This window comes from candidate division WOR-3 bacterium (assembly GCA_039801085.1).
Classification (GTDB): Bacteria; Hydrothermota; Tepidihabitantia; order Tepidihabitantales; family Tepidihabitantaceae; genus JAOABP01.
Window position 1 is genome coordinate 340,945 of record JBDRTY010000001.1, and the last position, 15,491, is coordinate 356,435.

Below are 15,491 nucleotides of genomic sequence, written 5' to 3' on the forward strand. Positions count from 1 at the left end.
TTGACATCGGTAATTTGGTGATTATCATTGACCCGTGATTAAGGTTGTTGTCCAAGGAGAGGAACGGCAGGTTGAACCGGGTTTGACTGCCGGTGCCCTGCTTGCTGATGAGCGGGCGCTGGCGGCGCGGGTGAACGGCCGGCTGGTGGATCTTTCCTTCCGGATTGAGGAGGATGCCACAATCGAGCCGGTGTATTTTGAGTCCCGGGAGGGCAGGGAGATCTTCTGGCATTCGGCTTCGCATCTGATGGCGCAGGCGGTGAAGCAGCTTTATCCCGAGGCAAAGGTGACGATCGGTCCGGCGGTGCCCGAGGGGTTTTATTATGATTTTGATGTTCCTGAGCCGTTTACCGAGAAGGATCTGGAGAGAATTGAGGCAAGGATGCGCGAGCTGGCGACACAAAAGATTCCGATTGTCCACAGGTATCTGCCCCGGAAGGAGGCGCTGAAGCTTTTCTCCGGGCGGAATGAGACTTATAAGCTGGAGATTATTAACGAGATCCCGGATGAGCAGATATCGGTCTATGAGCAGGGGGATTTTGTTGATCTGTGCCGGGGACCGCATGTTCCAGATACCGGCAGGATTAAGGCGGTTAAGCTTCTGAGTGTTGCCGGTGCCTACTGGCGCGGTGATGAGCGGAACCGGATGCTTTCCCGGATTTACGGGGTCGCCTTTCCGGATGAGGCGCTGCTTAAGGAGCATCTGGAGCGGCTGGAGGAGGCAAAACGGCGCGATCACCGGAGGCTGGGACCGGCGCTGGGGCTGTTCAGTTTTCATGAGGAGGCGGGTGCCGGGCTGGTGTTCTGGCATCCAAAAGGGGCAACAGTTCGCCGGCTGATTCAGGAGTACTGGGAGAGGGAGCATTTAGCTGCCGGCTATCAGCTGGTGGTGACACCGCATATCGCCCGGAGTCAGCTGTGGCATCAGTCCGGACATTATGATTATTACCGGGAGAATATGTATATTCTGCCAGTGGAGAATGAGGAGTATGTGCTGAAGCCGATGAATTGTCCCGGGCATATTCTGATTTACCGGACCAGGGTCCATTCCTATCGGGAGCTGCCGTTGCGGATGGCTGAATGGGGCACAGTTTACCGCTATGAGCGTTCCGGTGTGCTGCACGGGATGATGCGGGTAAGGGGGTTTACTCAGGATGATGCCCATATCTTCTGCACCCGGGAGCAGGTGGAGGAGGAGATTTACGGTGTGGTGGCGCTGGCACTGAAGATGCTGCGGCAGTTCGGGTTTGAGCGGTTCTCGGTATCCCTGTCGGTCCGGGACCCGAAGCATCCGGAGAGGTATCTGGGTACGGATGAGCAGTGGCAGGTGGCAGAGGGTTCGCTCGTTAAGGCGCTGGAGCGGGTGGGGCTGGATTTCGTCCGGGCTGAGGGGGAGGCGGTGTTTTACGGTCCGAAGATCGATATCCATCTCGCCGATTCGCTGGGCCGGGAGTTTCAGTGTTCTACCTGTCAGTTTGATTTCAATCTGGGTGGCAAGTTTGATGTGTATTATATGGATCAGTATGGTCAGCATCTGCCGGTCTATCTGGTGCACCGGACCGTCCTGGGTTCAATCGAGCGGTTTATGGGGATCCTGGTTGAGCATTACGGCGGGGCGTTTCCGGTCTGGCTGGCACCGGTGCAGGCGCGGGTGATGACCGTGACCGAGAAGGAGAACGGCTATGCGCAGGAGGTTTACGAGGCACTGCGAAAGGCTGATGTCAGAGTTGAAATTGATCTGAATAATGATAAAATTAACTACAAAATTGGTGAGGCAGAGCGGGAGAAGATTCCCTTTATGCTGGTGGTCGGGGCACGCGAAGCCGAGGCAAGGACCGTCGCACTCCGCCGCCGGGGTAAGGGGAATCTGGGCGCAATGCCGCTGGAGAAGGTAATAGCACTAATCAAGGAGGAAGAATCTGGAAGGACACGGTGAGCAGGTGGTGAGGGAGGGACTTAAGGACCGGCCCAGGGCAAATGAGCAGATCAGAGTGCCGTATGTCCGGGTGATCGGGGTGGATAAGCGGCCGATCGGTATCCTGCCGACACGGGAGGCGATTGCCTTAGCCCGGCGGCAGAATCTGGATCTGGTGATGCTGGCGCCGAATGAGGAGCCACCGGTCTGCGGGATCATGGACCTGGGACGGTACCTGTATGAGCAGAAGGCTCGACAGCGGGAGTCGAAGAAGAAGCAGCATCAGACCCAGGTGCGGCAGATACGGATGAAGATGAAGATTGACAAGCACGACTATGAGGTGAAGCTGAAGAAGATGCGCGAGTTTCTGGCAGATAAGGACCGGATCAAGCTCGTGCTCTGGCTGAGAGGACGGGAGGTGCTGCATACTGATCTGGCGATGCAGCTGATTGAACGGATCAAGCAGGACCTGGCAGATGTTGCCAAGGTGGAAGGACAGGTAAGACTTTTTGATGAAGGAAAGAAATCTATTCAGTTAATGCTGGTGCCAAAATGAAGATGAAATTGAAAACACTGAGTTCGTTGAAGAAGCGGGTGAAAAAGACCGCAACCGGGAAGTTTGTCCATGCCCACAGCGGGACCAGTCATAATAACAGCGCCAAGACCAGCCGGCAGAAGCGGTTGCTCCATCGTCCGGCAGTGGCAGATGAGACGAAGGTTAAGGCGTTAAAACGGCTTATGCCCTACTGAAAAGGAGTGTCGAATGGCACGAGTCAAGACCGGACCGGCAACAAGGAAACGGCGGAAGAAGTGGCTTAAGCAGGCAAAGGGTTACTGGGGTGGGAAGTCCCGGCTTTACAAGAGCGCCCGGCTGCAGGTGATGCACGGGCTGATCAGCGCCTACCGGGACCGCAAGCAGAAGAAGCGGGTTTTCCGTTCGCTGATGATTACCCGGATTAATGCGGCGCTGGAGCCGTATGAGCTGAGTTACAGCCGGTTTATCAACGGATTGAAGAAAGCCGGCGTCACGCTGGATCGCAGTGTCCTTTCAGAGGTTGCGATTCAGGCGCCGGAGGATTTTGCCCGGCTGGTAGAGCTGGCAAAGCAGAACCTCGCCAGTTAATACCCGGATTCAGTCGCCGTAAAATAAAAAGTCGGGGCGACCCGATTTGAACGGGCGACCCCCAGCACCCCAAGCTGGTGCGCTAAACCAACTGCGCCACGCCCCGTGTCATCATTTTAGAAAAGAACCGGGTCCAAGTCAAGTTTTGGTCGCTGTGCCCGGTATTTCCTGAGTCTACTCCAGCGGTACTGCCCAGACATAAATTGAATCCAGCGTGAGTTTGGGCAGGCGGCAGATAAACTGAACCTGCCAGCCGGCGAGCTCATGCGGCTGGGCATCAGGAGCAAAATAGCGGATGATCAGCCGGCGGTTAGCCGAGTCCAGTCCCGCATAGGAGAAGCGGAATTCAAGCGGCGATTTGACATCATAGCGCTGGCGCACGAGCTGGCGCAGGAGATTTTCATTTGCTTCAATGTCGTGACGCAGTACCGAGATCTGGGGCTGGAGCGGATGGTCCGGGGGCAGGGGCTGATGGTAATGAGGGTAATAGCCGGTAATGACCGGTGGCGGGTTTGATGAGGAAAGTCTGATAATCCGGGACTGGCGGGGACAGTAAACCGTTAATGCGGGTATGAGCATTAGCAGGATTTTGCAGGTGCGCATATTCAAAGTTTAGGGTTGAGTTGGGGTCTGTCAACCCGATTTGACCGGCAGATAGCCGGTTTTATAATCAGGGTGTGCCCAGTGTCGGGATTGCCCGGAGTCTGCACAGTTATCACCATTTTACTTTCTGGCGGGCGTTTTTTGAGGCGCTGGGATGGGAGGTGATGCTCAGCGGCAGGACCGACCGGCAGACGGTGGAGCAGGGGGTGAAGCTGGCGCCAGCCGAGCTGTGTCTGCCGGTGAAGGTTTTTCTGGGGCAGGTTGCCCGGCTGCTCGAGCAGGCGGAGTATGTGTTTGTGCCGCGGCTGGTCTGCCGGCAGTTGAGGGGAGATTTTTATTTCGGCTGTCCGAAGGCGATTGCCCTGCCGGATCTGGTGCGGGCGATTTTTCCACAGCAAAAGGGACGCATTCTGGAGCTGGTGATTGATCAGCAGACTCAGCGCGATGAGGATGGTTTTGTCCGGTGTGCAAAGGCACTCGGTATGGACCGGCAGCGTGCTCACCGCGCCTTCCAGCAGGCAAAAATGGCTGAGGCAGGAAAATTGCGGGGACAGGGTGCCAGCCCGGCAGATTGCTTTCCGCCGGAGCGGTTGAGTTTAATGCGGGAGGCGGGCAGGGGAAAAATTGGCGTTATCGGTCATCCGTATCTGGTTTATGATGAGCATATCAGTCTTGGGCTGCTCAGGATGATTGCGGAACTGGAGGCTGTGCCGGTGATTCCTGAAGTCGGGGAGGAGGAGCTGATTCAGGAGGCGGGCAGGGGAAGGGCGTTGAACTGGTATTATGAACTGGAGCTGATCGCGGGGGCACGGAAGATTGTCCGGGATGAGCAGGTTGACGGGTTGCTGCTGGTTTCCAGTTTTGCCTGCGGTACCGCACCGGTGGTGAATGAGCTGATCCGGCGCGAGGTGGCGGTCCGAGCCGGTCTGCCGATGCTGACGCTGCTTTTTGATGAGCACAGTGGTGAAACCGGTCTGCGCACCAGGCTGGAGGCGTTTGGGGAGCTGATTAAGGCGCGAAGATGAGGGTTGCCTTTCCGTATATGGGTGATATCCGGCTGGTGCTGGAGCCGATTTTGCGCAAGCTGGGGGCAGAGGTGGTGGTGCCACCGGAGCCGAACCGGGAAACAGTTGCCCGGGGTGCCCAGCTGGCACCGGAGACGATCTGTCTGCCATTTAAGGTGACGCTGGGTAATATCCTGCAGGCACTGGAGCTGGGGGCAGATACGCTGGCATATGTCAGCGGTTCCTGGTCCTGCCGGTTTGGTTATTACGGCAGACTGCAGGCGGATATCTGCCGGGAGCTGGGCTACCGGTTCCGGCTGCTGGAGCTGCGTCGGGACCGGATGAAAGAGATTGTGCAGGAGATACTCCAGTTGAGTGACAACAGTCTGCTCCGGGCAACAGGACGGGCATGGCAGGCGTTCCGGCTGGGCTGGTTCAAGGCGACAACGCTGGAGAGGGCTTATGAATTGAGCCGGCAGGTGCTGCCCCAGGCGGAAAACAGGCAGGAGTGCCGCCGGCTGCTGAAAACGGTTATTGCCGAGATTGCGACGGCAGATAAGGTCCGGGAGCTTAAGCAGATTCGGGACCGGCTGGCAACCCGTTTTGCCCGGGTCAGAAGAAATGGGAGGGGTTCGGTTCTGCGGGTGAAACTGATTGGCGAAAGTTACTGCACGATTGAGCCGTTTGTCAATTTTGACTTAATCAACCGGCTCGGGGAGATGGGGGTCTGGGTTGAGCCGTTTCTCACCGGTCCGCGCTGGCTCGGTTTTCACGGGTTCCGGCTGCGGAAAGGGGAGGTGCGCAGGGCACAGCGGCTGGCAAAGAGTTACTGGCGATACTGTGTCGGTGGTGAGGATGCCAATTCGGTCGGGCATCTGATTATGGCTGCCCGCGCCGGTTATGACGGGGTGATTCATGTCCATCCGTTTGCCTGCATGCCGAGCACGGTGGTTCAGCCGGCACTGACAGCAGCCAGCCGGGATTATGATATTCCGTTTCTGTCCATTTCGGTGGATGAGCATACCGCCGAGGCCGGATTCCTTACCCGGGTTGAGGCGTTCATTTCGCTCCTGGAGCGCCGTAAAATTTCAGGGAAAGGAGGTGCCGGATATGTATCTGGTGCGGGTCAGTAAATCGTTCAGCGCCGCCCATCGGATTGTTGACCAGGGTGGCAAGTGTGAGCAGCTTCATGGTCATAATTACCGTGTGGAGGTAGTAGTCGGTTCTGAAAGGTTGAATCCGCCCGGGATGGTGGTGGATTTTAATGAACTGAAAGAAGCGGTGGCGCTTATTCTGCCGGACCATAAACTGCTGAATGAAGTTTTCGACTTCAATCCGACCGCGGAAAACCTTGCCCGCTATTTTTATGAACAGTTGCAGAGCCGGTTTCCGGTGGTGCGGGTACGGGTCTGGGAAAATGATGAATGCTGGGCTGAGTACGAGCCGGATTAGTCGAGGATGAGCAGTTTTTGGCGCTGGTGGCGGTTGAGTTCAACTATGTAAGTTCCGGCTCTGGTGAATATGATTTCACTTACCGGGGCAGCGGTGGTGAATATGAGCATGCCGGCAGAATTGTAAACCCGCACTGAAGCGGGGGGGGTGAGCGGAAAGCGATGACCGGTAAGCAGCCAAGCAGGTTTTTCAGGATAAACCGATTTTGTCCGGGCTGTCTGCCGAATCAATGTCTGTGTCAGTTGAACCGCCCGCCAGGCATTCACCAGTCCGTAGCCGAAACGGCTGTCTCTGCCGGCACTGCCCATGTCAATGGCACTGGCGGCAAGGATTGACCGGACATCGTTTGCACTTAATCCCGGGTCAAGGGCAAGGAGCAGAGCGGCAACGCCACTGACTTCGGGCGCTGCCATTGAGGTGCCACTGGCTTCGGCGTAGGAGCCTCCCAAGGTTGTTGAGAAGATACTGGTGCCAGGTGCCACCAGTTCCTGTTCCGGACCGTAATTGGAGAACCAGGCAAGTTCGGAGTTCTCGTTGGTAGCGCCGACGGCAACGCATTCACTGAGCCGGGCAGGATAGGTGATGGTTGATCTGCCGTCATTTCCTGATGCGGCAATCAGGAGGACGCCCCGGCTTGCCGCATACTGGCAGGCTTCGATGAGCACGGTTGAGGCAGCATCACCCCCGAGACTCATATTTATGATCCGGGCACCATTATCAACCGCCCAGCGGATGCCCCGGGCAACATCACTCAGATTGCCACTGCCCGAGTCGTTTAGTACCCGGACCGCCAGGAGCTGAATCTGCGCCCAGCCAGCAACACCGATGAGATTGTCCCGGACGGCAGCAATGATGCCAGCAACATGGGTGCCGTGAAAGGCGTTTTCGATGCCCGGATTGTCCGGTTTCGGATCGTTATCATTATTGAGAAAATCGTAACCCAGCTCACCGGTGCGGAAGTTGGCGGCAAGGTCGGGATGGGTATAATCTACGCCATTGTCAACAACCGCTACCTTAAGTGTTCCACCGGTGACCACATCCCAGGCAAGGTCGGCATACATGATCCATTTGTCCCACTGGCGCAGCAGAAACTGGGGATCATTGGGTATATTCAGGATGCGGGCAGGATAATCAGGTTCCACATACCGGATGCCGCGGAACTGGCTAAGTGCCGGCTGCACAAGTCGGCCTTGAGAGGAATCAATGGTAATCACCAGAAAACGGGCGTTCGTGTCAATCAGCAGCATCCGGGCGCCAAGTTCCTGAATCTGCCTGATGATGGAAGTTAAGGCTTCGGGATAAAAGCCGATGACGAGCCGGTCCCGGATTTCGGTGCCGGCCGGGAGATCGGGGGTAATGGTAGCAGTGGCAGTGAGTTGTTCCCGGATTATCGAGAGTCGGAGGATGTCATCGGTGGTAATCGGCGGACAATCGGGACGGGGGATTAAGGTAAACAGCAGTAACAGCAGGTTGATCATCTTTCCAGCGTAAAGCGTGCCCAGTAGGTCCGAACCGTGCCGGAGGTATTGAGGAATACCAGATACCAGGTGCCACTGCTGGCAAACTGATAATTGAGGTTCACTTCAGGAGCATTCTGCTGCTCGTAAAGCGGGACATAGGAGCGTCCCTGACGGAACAGCTCAAAGTTCACCGGATCAAGCAGGGAGAAGCGGCTGATCGTGCCCGAAACTGCCCGGGCGTCCCCCAGAACCTTTCTGCCGGAATCGGCACTGAACTCAATCCAGCGATAGTAGTTGTGGTTGAGGGTGATTTTGCCGTGGAAGATGCTCTGCTGGCCAATGGCGGCGATCTGAAGATTTACCGTATCGCTTGTGCCCCGGTTGCCAGCGAGGTCGGCAGCAATGCAGTAAATTTTATGCCAGGAGCCGGGTTCGAGCGCACTGGTATTCCATTCAAAAGTTGCGGCAGCCGAACTTTCACTGGCGATCATAATGCCGTCAGCATAAAAATCGATGGCGGTAACACCGTTAGAGTCATATGCCTCGACCTGCACCGGTACCGTTCCGCTGACTATGGCGGAATCAGGAGGGGATAGGATGTGACAGCTGGGCGGAGTTGTGTCCAGCAGTTTAAACAGCAGATCACAGCCGGTGAGCAGCAGTATCAGCAGTATCCAGGGTTTAAATTTCATATTCAGCGCCCTTTTCCGGGATGGTGATTTCCGGAATACCGAGCTGATGCAGCGGTTCTATAATTGCCTGCGCTGCCTGAGGTTCGGCATGGACGATAAATATCCGGCGGAGGCGCCGGAGGTTCATATTTTTAACATATTCAAGCAGGGCGTTGCGGTCGGCATGGGCGCTGAATTCGTTCATGACTTCAATTTCTGCCCGCACCGGAAATTCCTCGCCGAAGATCTTTACCACCGGCTGATGCTCCACGAGGCGCCGGCCCAGGGTGTGCTGCGCCTGAAAGGAGACGATGAGAATCAGATTTTTCGGATCGGTGATAGAGTGTTTTAAATGATGCAGTACCCGGCCGGCTTCACACATACCCGAAGGGGAGATAATGATACAGGGTTCATGGAGCTGATTCAGTTTTTTTGATTCATTGACATCTTCTATATAACGCAACCCCGGGAAATCAAAAGGTCCGTCATATTCGCCATTAACAAGAGTCTGGGTTTCAGTGTCAAAATAGGCAGTACTGTTGCGGTAGACTTCCGTCACCTGACTGGCAAGCGGTGAGTCAACAAAAACCGGAAGGTCCGGAATTGCGGACTCCTGACGGAGCAGTTTCAGATTGTAGACAATTTCCTGTGCCCGTTCAACCGCAAACGCGGGGATGATAATTCTTCCCCCGCGTTCTACCGTCCGGTTGATGATGGCGGCAAGCCGGTTGCGGACATCACGATAGTCGCCATGGAGCCGGTCACCATAGGTTGCCTCCATGATCAGAATATCCGCTTCAGTTACCTGGACCGGGTCACGGATGATGGGCATCTTTTTGCGGCCCAGGTCGCCGGTAAAGAGTATCCGCTGGTTTTCTACCTCAATGTCAATAAGTGATGAGCCGAGAATATGACCGGCATCGTGGAAATGAACGGTAAATGGTCCGAGTTTCTCCCTGCGGGCATAGCTGATTCCCTGGAGGCGGGTCAGGGCATGTTCAGCATCGGCGGTGGTATAGATCGGTTCCTTGGGCGGTTCGCCGCGTTCCCGGCGTTTTTTGTTCAGATATTTGATGTCACCTTCCTGGATTTTGGCGGCATCCAGCAGCAGAAGCCGGCTGAGTGCCACCGAGGGTTTGGTCATCAGTACCTTTCCCCGGTAGCCGTTTTTGATCAGGTTGGGCAGGTTGCCGATATGGTCGATATGGGCATGACTGATGCAACAGTAGTCAATCTGACGGGCGTCAAAAGGCAGATGGCGGTTAATTTCTTCCGCCTCCTGCCGGTGTCCCTGAAACAGCCCGCATTCCAGAAGCAGTGATTTGCCGCCGGATTTCAGAATGTGCTGTGACCCGGTGACCGTGCCGACTCCGCCCCAGAACTGAATTTTCATCTGACGAGGCTCCGCACGGTGCGCATGTTTTCCAGATCGTCCTTGATGCTGGTACGGGGGGTTTCCATGATGCCGGGCAGTTTTCTGAGCAGCGGATGGTTAACGATTTCGCTGAATCCGGCAAGACCGATTTCACCTTTGCCGATGTGCCAGTGGCGGTCAACTCGAGAACCGAATGGTGTTTTGGAATCATTGAGGTGAATCAGGTAAAGCCGGCTGAAGCCGATTGCCCGGTCAAACTGCCGCAGAGTTTCGTCAATTGCCGGGCGGGTACGCCAGTCATAACCCGCTTCAAACGAATGGGCGGTGTCAAGGGTAACCCCGAGCCGGTCCCGGTCTTCAACCTGCTCGATGATCTCAGCAATCTGTTCAAACCGGTAACCGATTTCCGAGCCCATGCCGGCGGTGTTTTCCAGCAGGAGCTTTACCCGGTTCGGGACAAGTCGGAAAATCCGGTTGATGTTTTCAGCCACCCGCTGCAGTGCGGATTTTTCCTCCGTTCCCATTGCCTTGCCGACATGAACGACCAGAAAATCAATACCAAGGGTTTCGCACCTTTTCAGGTCATCAGCAATTGTCGTGATTGATCGTTTTTTCAACTCCGGATCAGTAGCAGCAAGATTGGGGAGATATGGGGCATGGGCGAAGACAGGGCTTATTTCCGATTTCCTGATTTCCTCGCGGAATCTTGCGACATCTTCTTCTTTCAGGGGTGAGGCACTCCAGCCCCGGGGAGAACGGGTAAAGAGCTGGACGGTATCACAATTCAACTCCTCAGCCCGTGCCCTGACATTGGCGAAACCGCCGGCGATCGAGATGTGAAACCCGAAGCGCATTTTTATGATGCTACCCTGCTGACGGTTTAAGTCAATGATATTCACGGGTTAGGTTTGCTTGACACTTGTGAAATGCGGTCTATAATCCACTATGCACCCCTGTAGCTCAGCAGGATAGAGCAGCGGTTTCCTAAACCGCAGGTCGCCCGTTCGAGTCGGGCCAGGGGTAGAGGTGTATGATGAAACAGAAGTTTTACAGAAAATAAAAACCGGGAGAAAAGGTGAGAATCAAGCATCGGGTCAGCAAGGATGAGTTGAAAGAGGATAAATTCCAGGAGTTCGTCGAAAAGGCGGCGGAGTTTTATTATGAGAATCCGCGCCGGTTCTGGATCGGAGTTGCGGTCGGAATTCTGGTGATTGCTGGTGTCATTCTCCTGATTCAAAACCGGCCGAAACCGGTTCGGAGTGCCGAAGCAGAGCTGAGGCTGATGGATGCCCTTTCCAATCTCTATCAGGGCAAGTATGATTACGCGGAGATGGCACTCAAGGAGCTGACAGCAAAATTTCCCCGTGATTATGCCGGCATCAAAGCCCATTTCTATCTGGGCACACTCTATTTCGGGTCTCAGGAGCCGCGACTGGCGGAGGCAAAGCGGGAGTTCGGAATTTTTTTGAAAAAGGCAAAAAATGATCTGCTGTTGACCCCGGCCGCCCAGTACGGAATTGCCGCCTGTGAGGAGCAGGCAGGAAATTATCTGCAGGCAGCCAGGCTTTATGAGTCAGTCTACCGTAAATATAAGGAGCTGCCGCTGGCACATGAGGCGGTGCTGGCAGCCGGGCGCTGTTTCCGGCTTGCTAATAAGCTTGATGAGGCGGAAAAGCTGTACAGTGACTATCTGGAAAAAGACAAGCCGGCAGCAATGAAGGCAGAGGATGTCAGGGTTCAGCTCGGTTACATCCGGGCACTCAAGAACCGGTTATAAAATAAGATGATGAAGGAAGCGCTGACATTTGATGATGTCCTTTTAGTTCCCCAGTATTCGCAGGTTCTGCCGGCAGAGGTCATTACAGAAACATTTTTTACCAGAAAAATCAGACTGCATCTGCCGCTGGTGAGTGCCGCAATGGATACCGTGACTGAGGGGAGAATGGCGATTGCGATGGCACGGGCGGGCGGGATCGGTGTTATTCACAAGAATATGACTATTGATGAACAGGCGCAGGAGGTGGCAAAGGTCAAACGGGCGGAAAGCTCGATGATTTCCGATCCCCTGGCGATAACACCCGACCGGACAATCGCTGAGGTGCGGGAACTTTTTAACCGGCATGGCATTTCCGGTTTGCCGGTGGTGGATAACAAGGGGCGGCTTGTTGGTATAATCACCCGGCGCGATCTACTGTTTGAAGATGACAGTACAACAGCGGTGGAGAAAGTAATGACCAGCACCAATCTGATTACCGCTCCGGTCGGCACGAGTCTGAAGAAAGCACGGGAGATTCTCCGTCAGCACCGCCTGGAAAAATTGCCGATCGTTGATGAGCAGGGACGGCTCAAGGGATTGATTACCACCAAGGATATTCTGAAGCGGGTAGAACATCCCTTTGCCACCGTTGACAGCAAGCGCCGGCTCCGGGTAGCAGCAGCAGTCGGAGTGGGCAAGGAGGCGCTGGAACGAACGAGGGCGCTTGTTGCCGCAGAGGTAGATGCGATCGTTATTGATACTGCCCATGGCCACTCAAGTCGGGTGCTTGAGACAGCACGGGCGATCAGAAAGATGTTTCCGCAGGTGGAGCTGGTGGCAGGAAATGTGGCGACTGCAGAAGGAGCACGGGCGCTGATTCAGGCGGGAGTCGGAGCGGTCAAGGTTGGTATCGGGCCGGGATCGATCTGCACGACCCGGGTGGTTGCCGGCGTTGGTGTGCCTCAGCTTTCCGCAATCATGGAATGTGCCCGGGTATGCCGGCAGTATAAGGTTCCGCTCATTGCTGACGGTGGAATCAGATTTTCCGGTGATATCGCCAAGGCACTGGCAGCCGGTGCAGATACGGTGATGATGGGGAATCTCCTTGCCGGCACTGATGAGAGCCCGGGTGAGGATGTTCTCCTTGAGGGCAGACGCTACAAGGTATACCGGGGAATGGGTTCAATTGATGCAATGAAAAAAGGCTCCTGGGACCGGTACTTTCAGGAGAGCGGTGCAGAACTGGTACCGCAGGGGATCGTGGGCAGAGTGCCCTATCGCGGCAGTGTCAAGGATGTGCTCTTTCAGCTGGAAGGTGGTCTGCGGGCGGCGATGGGCTTCTGTGGTTGCCGGACGGTCAAGGAACTGCAGCGCAAGGCAAGGTTTGTCAAGATTACCAACGCCGGCTTGCGGGAGAGCCATCCGCACAGCATCACCATCATCAAAGAGGCACCCAACTACGAGGCGCCGGAGCAGGAATAATTCAGCCTGCGCAGGTTGGGACTGATTATTTTATGTCACCGGTGCCTTTGGTATAAACCCTTCCTTCATCATCCACTGGGTAAGTTCCCGCGCCTGCTTTATCTTTGCGGTGGCGGTTTTCATCAGTTCCTCGCGGGTCATCGTGACCCGGGCAACTCCCTGCTCGATCGCCTTCATACCGACCGCCACCGCCTCGCGTGGAAATACCTCCCAGTCATCCATCGTCGGGATGAGATAATCTTCTCTTAAACCGCGGTCTTCGGCGACCTTTGCCAGTTCGAGTGCTGCTGCAATGCACATCTCGTCGGTAATTGTTCGGGCGTTGACATCGAGCGCACCGCGGAAGATCCCAGGGAAGCCCAGCGAATTATTCACCTGATTGGGGAAGTCGCTTCTGCCCGTGGCAACGACCCGGGCACCAGCTTCAATCGCCTCCCAGGGCCAGATTTCGGGAATCGGATTGGCGCAGACAAAGACGATTGCGTCCTTTGCCATTGCTTTGATCCACTCCGGTTTGACCACACCCGGTCCTGGTGTGGAAAGGGCAATCAGGACATCGGCGCCTTTCATCGCATCAGCAATTGTACCACGGACATTTTCATCATTGGTAATCTGACACATATGCCACTTTTCCTTGAATTCTTCCTGCAGTTCGGTTCTTCCTTTATGCAGGGTGCCCTTGGAGTCGCACATGATGATATTACCCGGAGTAACTCCGCCTTTGATGATAACCCGGGCGATTGCGATATTGGATGCGCCGGCACCGAGCATCGCCACCTTGACTTTTTTGATGTCCTTGCCGACGATCTTTAAGGCATTAACCAGACCGGCATAGGTTACCGCTGCCGTCCCCTGCTGGTCATCGTGCCAGACTGGAACATCAAGTTCGGCGCGCAGGGTGTCAAGGATCCGGAAGCATTTCGGCTGGGCGATATCCTCGAGGTTGAATCCGCCAAAGGATGGTTCCAGCAGTTTGGCAGTCCGGATGAACTCATCCGGGTCCTTGGTACGGAGGGCAATTGGAACCGCATCAACTCCACCGAGGTACTTGAAGAGCAGTGCCTTGCCTTCCATTACCGGCATGGAGGCTTCGGGACCGATGTCCCCCAGTCCAAGTACGCGGGTGCCGTCGGTGAGCACGCAGATGGTGTTTGCCCGGTTGGTATGGACAAAGGAAAGGTTTACATCTCTCTGGATTTCCTTGCAGGGTGCAGCAACACCCGGTGTATACCAGATTGCAAAGTCATTAAAGTCCCGAATACAGCACTTGGGAGCAATCTGGTATTTTCCCCGATAAAAGGGATGAAGTTTCAAGGCATCTTCTGCCGGCTTTTTTGCCTTGGTAATCAGCTGTTCAATTTCAGCCGGGGTAAGTTTTTTCATTTTTGACTCCTTTTTTAAAACTAAACCGTTTTTGCCTTTGCGGTTGGTGATTTAACCGTAATTATTACAATACCGGCAGCAATACAGAGCAGGGCGGTAATGAGGAAGGCGACATTGTAGTTGCCGGTAATTTCCTTGATCCGGGGTGCAAAAATGTTGGATAACAGTCCACCAACACCATAGGCGGTGAACACCAGCCCGTAGTTAATCCCCGAATTCTTTGTTCCATAAAAATCGGCGGTCACCGCCGGGTAAATTGCCAGATAGCCGCCGAAGCTGGAACCGACCAGGGCAATGCCGATCCAGAAAATGAAGGGCAGGGAGGGGATCAGAAAATAACCGAGAATGGCAATGGCGTTGATGAGAAACATCAGGAAGAGTGCCCGGGTCCTGCCCAGACTGTCGGAGATTCTGCCCCAGAAGATTCTGCCCAGGGCGTTAAAGATTGCCAGCACGCTGACACCGAGCGCCGCGGTCTCCTTGCTGAATCCGCCCAGTTCCTGTGCGATGGGGGAGGTCTGGCCGATAATCATCAGACCGGCAGCACAGCCGGCAAAATAAGTGAGCCAGATGAGCCAGAACTGAATGGTAGCAAGCATCTGCCCGGCAGTATAATCGGTGCGCACGGGGGTACCGGCAGCCGGCTGGGGTGGATTCCAGCCCGTAGGCTTGTAACCGGCAGGCGGGTTGCGCAGGATAAGGGCACCGATGAGGATCAGGATCAAATACACCACACCGAGATACCGGAAGGTGGCAAACGGGCCGATTGCGTCAATCATCGCCCGGGCGAGCGGTCCGACGATCAGTGCTCCTGCGCCAAAACCGGCTACCGCCAGTCCGGTAATCAGTCCCCGCTTGTCCGGAAACCATTTGACACCGGCAGAGATCGGACAGACATAGGCAAAGCCGATGCCGATTCCGGAAATGATGCCATAGGCGATAACGAGCATGACGATGCTCGAAGCGAAACTGGCAAGAATCATACCCAGAGCAAGCAGGATACCCCCAATGATGGCAACGATGCGAGGACCAAACCGATCCTGCAGTCTGCCTCCGACAACGGTTGCCAGTGCAAAGAAAATCAGAACAAAGGAGAAGGGCAGCGATGCCTGAGTTGAGCCGATGTTCAGTGCGGACTCAAGAGGTTTGCGGAATACGCTCCAGGCATAAATTGCACCCAAGCACAGCTGAATCAGCAGTGCTCCAACAACAATCAGCCAGCGGTTGAAGGTTCTTTTATCAGTCATTGCGCAACCTCCCTTGATAT

16 protein-coding genes and 2 tRNA genes are annotated in these 15,491 nt (G+C 55.2%); 10 read left to right on the forward strand and 8 right to left on the reverse strand.

All coding sequences use genetic code 11. The features are described from left to right. The first annotated feature begins 34 nt into the window (after positions 1 to 34). The 4 genes from thrS to rplT are packed head-to-tail and all read left to right on the forward strand — an operon-like array spanning position 35 to position 3,038. Positions 35 to 1,936 (forward strand): threonine--tRNA ligase, encoded by a 1,902-nt coding sequence (gene thrS / locus ABIK48_01570; GenBank protein MEO0020851.1) that lies wholly within the window; start codon positions 35 to 37, stop codon positions 1,934 to 1,936. Between the two features lie 7 nt (positions 1,937 to 1,943). After that, a complete protein-coding gene (gene infC / locus ABIK48_01575) occupies positions 1,944 to 2,471 on the forward strand; it encodes a translation initiation factor IF-3 (GenBank protein MEO0020852.1) in 528 nt (175 codons plus the stop codon). After that, positions 2,468 to 2,665, forward strand: coding sequence for a 50S ribosomal protein L35 (gene rpmI / locus ABIK48_01580; GenBank protein MEO0020853.1), 198 nt, complete (start codon positions 2,468 to 2,470; stop codon positions 2,663 to 2,665). The genes infC and rpmI overlap by 4 nt, the downstream gene beginning before the upstream one ends. Before the next feature lie 13 nt (positions 2,666 to 2,678). After that, positions 2,679 to 3,038 (forward strand): 50S ribosomal protein L20, encoded by a 360-nt coding sequence (rplT, locus tag ABIK48_01585; GenBank protein ID MEO0020854.1) that lies wholly within the window; start codon positions 2,679 to 2,681, stop codon positions 3,036 to 3,038. Between the two features lie 31 nt (positions 3,039 to 3,069). Here rplT and ABIK48_01590 read toward each other — a convergent pair. Then, positions 3,070 to 3,144, reverse strand: a tRNA-Pro gene (locus ABIK48_01590). Between the two features lie 68 nt (positions 3,145 to 3,212). Beyond that, on the reverse strand, positions 3,213 to 3,641 hold the full coding sequence (locus ABIK48_01595; GenBank protein ID MEO0020855.1) for a hypothetical protein: 429 nt from the start codon (positions 3,639 to 3,641) through the stop codon (positions 3,213 to 3,215). 74 nt (positions 3,642 to 3,715) lie between these two features. On the opposite strand from ABIK48_01595, the gene ABIK48_01600 reads away from it, so the two are divergent. Genes ABIK48_01600 through queD form a run of 3 tightly spaced genes read left to right on the forward strand, consistent with a single transcriptional unit; the run spans position 3,716 to position 6,097 of the window. Then, on the forward strand, positions 3,716 to 4,666 hold the full coding sequence (locus ABIK48_01600; GenBank protein MEO0020856.1) for an acyl-CoA dehydratase activase-related protein: 951 nt from the start codon (positions 3,716 to 3,718) through the stop codon (positions 4,664 to 4,666). After that, on the forward strand, positions 4,663 to 5,778 hold the full coding sequence (locus ABIK48_01605) for an acyl-CoA dehydratase activase-related protein (protein ID MEO0020857.1): 1,116 nt from the start codon (positions 4,663 to 4,665) through the stop codon (positions 5,776 to 5,778). Before ABIK48_01600 ends, ABIK48_01605 begins: the two co-directional genes overlap by 4 nt. Further along, the gene (gene queD / locus ABIK48_01610) at positions 5,756 to 6,097 is read left to right on the forward strand and encodes a 6-carboxytetrahydropterin synthase QueD (GenBank protein ID MEO0020858.1); all 342 of its coding nucleotides are present in this window, start codon (positions 5,756 to 5,758) and stop codon (positions 6,095 to 6,097) included. Before ABIK48_01605 ends, queD begins: the two co-directional genes overlap by 23 nt. Here queD and ABIK48_01615 read toward each other — a convergent pair. The 4 genes from ABIK48_01615 to ABIK48_01630 are packed head-to-tail and all read right to left on the reverse strand — an operon-like array spanning position 6,094 to position 10,457. Then, positions 6,094 to 7,575 carry a S8 family peptidase gene (locus ABIK48_01615; GenBank protein MEO0020859.1) on the reverse strand — a complete coding sequence of 494 codons (1,482 nt, stop codon included), beginning with the start codon at positions 7,573 to 7,575 and terminating at the stop codon, positions 6,094 to 6,096. The genes queD and ABIK48_01615 overlap by 4 nt on opposite strands. Continuing rightward, complete coding sequence (locus tag ABIK48_01620; protein MEO0020860.1) at positions 7,572 to 8,249, reverse strand: Ig-like domain-containing protein; 678 nt, start codon at positions 8,247 to 8,249, stop codon at positions 7,572 to 7,574. The genes ABIK48_01615 and ABIK48_01620 overlap by 4 nt, the downstream gene beginning before the upstream one ends. Continuing rightward, on the reverse strand, positions 8,239 to 9,621 hold the full coding sequence (locus tag ABIK48_01625) for an MBL fold metallo-hydrolase (protein MEO0020861.1): 1,383 nt from the start codon (positions 9,619 to 9,621) through the stop codon (positions 8,239 to 8,241). Before ABIK48_01625 ends, ABIK48_01620 begins: the two co-directional genes overlap by 11 nt. Further along, on the reverse strand, positions 9,618 to 10,457 hold the full coding sequence (locus tag ABIK48_01630) for a deoxyribonuclease IV (protein MEO0020862.1): 840 nt from the start codon (positions 10,455 to 10,457) through the stop codon (positions 9,618 to 9,620). Before ABIK48_01630 ends, ABIK48_01625 begins: the two co-directional genes overlap by 4 nt. A 95-nt stretch (positions 10,458 to 10,552) precedes the next feature. On the opposite strand from ABIK48_01630, the gene ABIK48_01635 reads away from it, so the two are divergent. The 3 genes from ABIK48_01635 (at position 10,553) to guaB (ending at position 12,841) form a co-directional block, all read left to right on the forward strand. After that, positions 10,553 to 10,626 (forward strand) — tRNA-Arg (locus ABIK48_01635). 52 nt (positions 10,627 to 10,678) lie between these two features. Continuing rightward, the gene (locus tag ABIK48_01640; GenBank protein MEO0020863.1) at positions 10,679 to 11,380 is read left to right on the forward strand and encodes a tetratricopeptide repeat protein; all 702 of its coding nucleotides are present in this window, start codon (positions 10,679 to 10,681) and stop codon (positions 11,378 to 11,380) included. 9 nt (positions 11,381 to 11,389) lie between these two features. After that, positions 11,390 to 12,841 (forward strand): IMP dehydrogenase, encoded by a 1,452-nt coding sequence (gene guaB, locus ABIK48_01645; GenBank protein MEO0020864.1) that lies wholly within the window; start codon positions 11,390 to 11,392, stop codon positions 12,839 to 12,841. Positions 12,842 to 12,871: 30 nt separating this feature from the next. On the opposite strand, the gene ABIK48_01650 is transcribed toward guaB, so the two are convergent. Together ABIK48_01650 and ABIK48_01655 are read right to left on the reverse strand one after the other, a co-directional pair. Further along, positions 12,872 to 14,224, reverse strand: coding sequence for an NADP-dependent malic enzyme (locus ABIK48_01650; GenBank protein MEO0020865.1), 1,353 nt, complete (start codon positions 14,222 to 14,224; stop codon positions 12,872 to 12,874). Positions 14,225 to 14,244: 20 nt separating this feature from the next. Continuing rightward, positions 14,245 to 15,471 (reverse strand): OFA family MFS transporter, encoded by a 1,227-nt coding sequence (locus ABIK48_01655; GenBank protein ID MEO0020866.1) that lies wholly within the window; start codon positions 15,469 to 15,471, stop codon positions 14,245 to 14,247. Positions 15,472 to 15,491 lie beyond the last annotated feature (20 nt).

Bases quoted from the DNA above. Each gene is read 5' to 3' on its own strand.
- rpmI (MEO0020853.1), top strand. From the start codon at position 2,468: ATGAAGATGAAATTGAAAACACTGAGTTCGTTGAAGAAGCGGGTGAAA.
- rplT (MEO0020854.1), top strand. From the start codon at position 2,679: ATGGCACGAGTCAAGACCGGACCGGCAACAAGGAAACGGCGGAAGAAG.
- ABIK48_01595 (MEO0020855.1), bottom strand. From the start codon at position 3,641: ATGCGCACCTGCAAAATCCTGCTAATGCTCATACCCGCATTAACGGTT.
- ABIK48_01605 (MEO0020857.1), top strand. From the start codon at position 4,663: ATGAGGGTTGCCTTTCCGTATATGGGTGATATCCGGCTGGTGCTGGAG.
- queD (MEO0020858.1), top strand. From the start codon at position 5,756: ATGTATCTGGTGCGGGTCAGTAAATCGTTCAGCGCCGCCCATCGGATT.
- ABIK48_01615 (MEO0020859.1), bottom strand. From the start codon at position 7,575: ATGATCAACCTGCTGTTACTGCTGTTTACCTTAATCCCCCGTCCCGAT.
- ABIK48_01620 (MEO0020860.1), bottom strand. From the start codon at position 8,249: ATGAAATTTAAACCCTGGATACTGCTGATACTGCTGCTCACCGGCTGT.
- ABIK48_01625 (MEO0020861.1), bottom strand. From the start codon at position 9,621: ATGAAAATTCAGTTCTGGGGCGGAGTCGGCACGGTCACCGGGTCACAG.
- ABIK48_01630 (MEO0020862.1), bottom strand. From the start codon at position 10,457: ATGCGCTTCGGGTTTCACATCTCGATCGCCGGCGGTTTCGCCAATGTC.
- guaB (MEO0020864.1), top strand. From the start codon at position 11,390: ATGAAGGAAGCGCTGACATTTGATGATGTCCTTTTAGTTCCCCAGTAT.
- ABIK48_01650 (MEO0020865.1), bottom strand. From the start codon at position 14,224: ATGAAAAAACTTACCCCGGCTGAAATTGAACAGCTGATTACCAAGGCA.
- ABIK48_01655 (MEO0020866.1), bottom strand. From the start codon at position 15,471: ATGACTGATAAAAGAACCTTCAACCGCTGGCTGATTGTTGTTGGAGCA.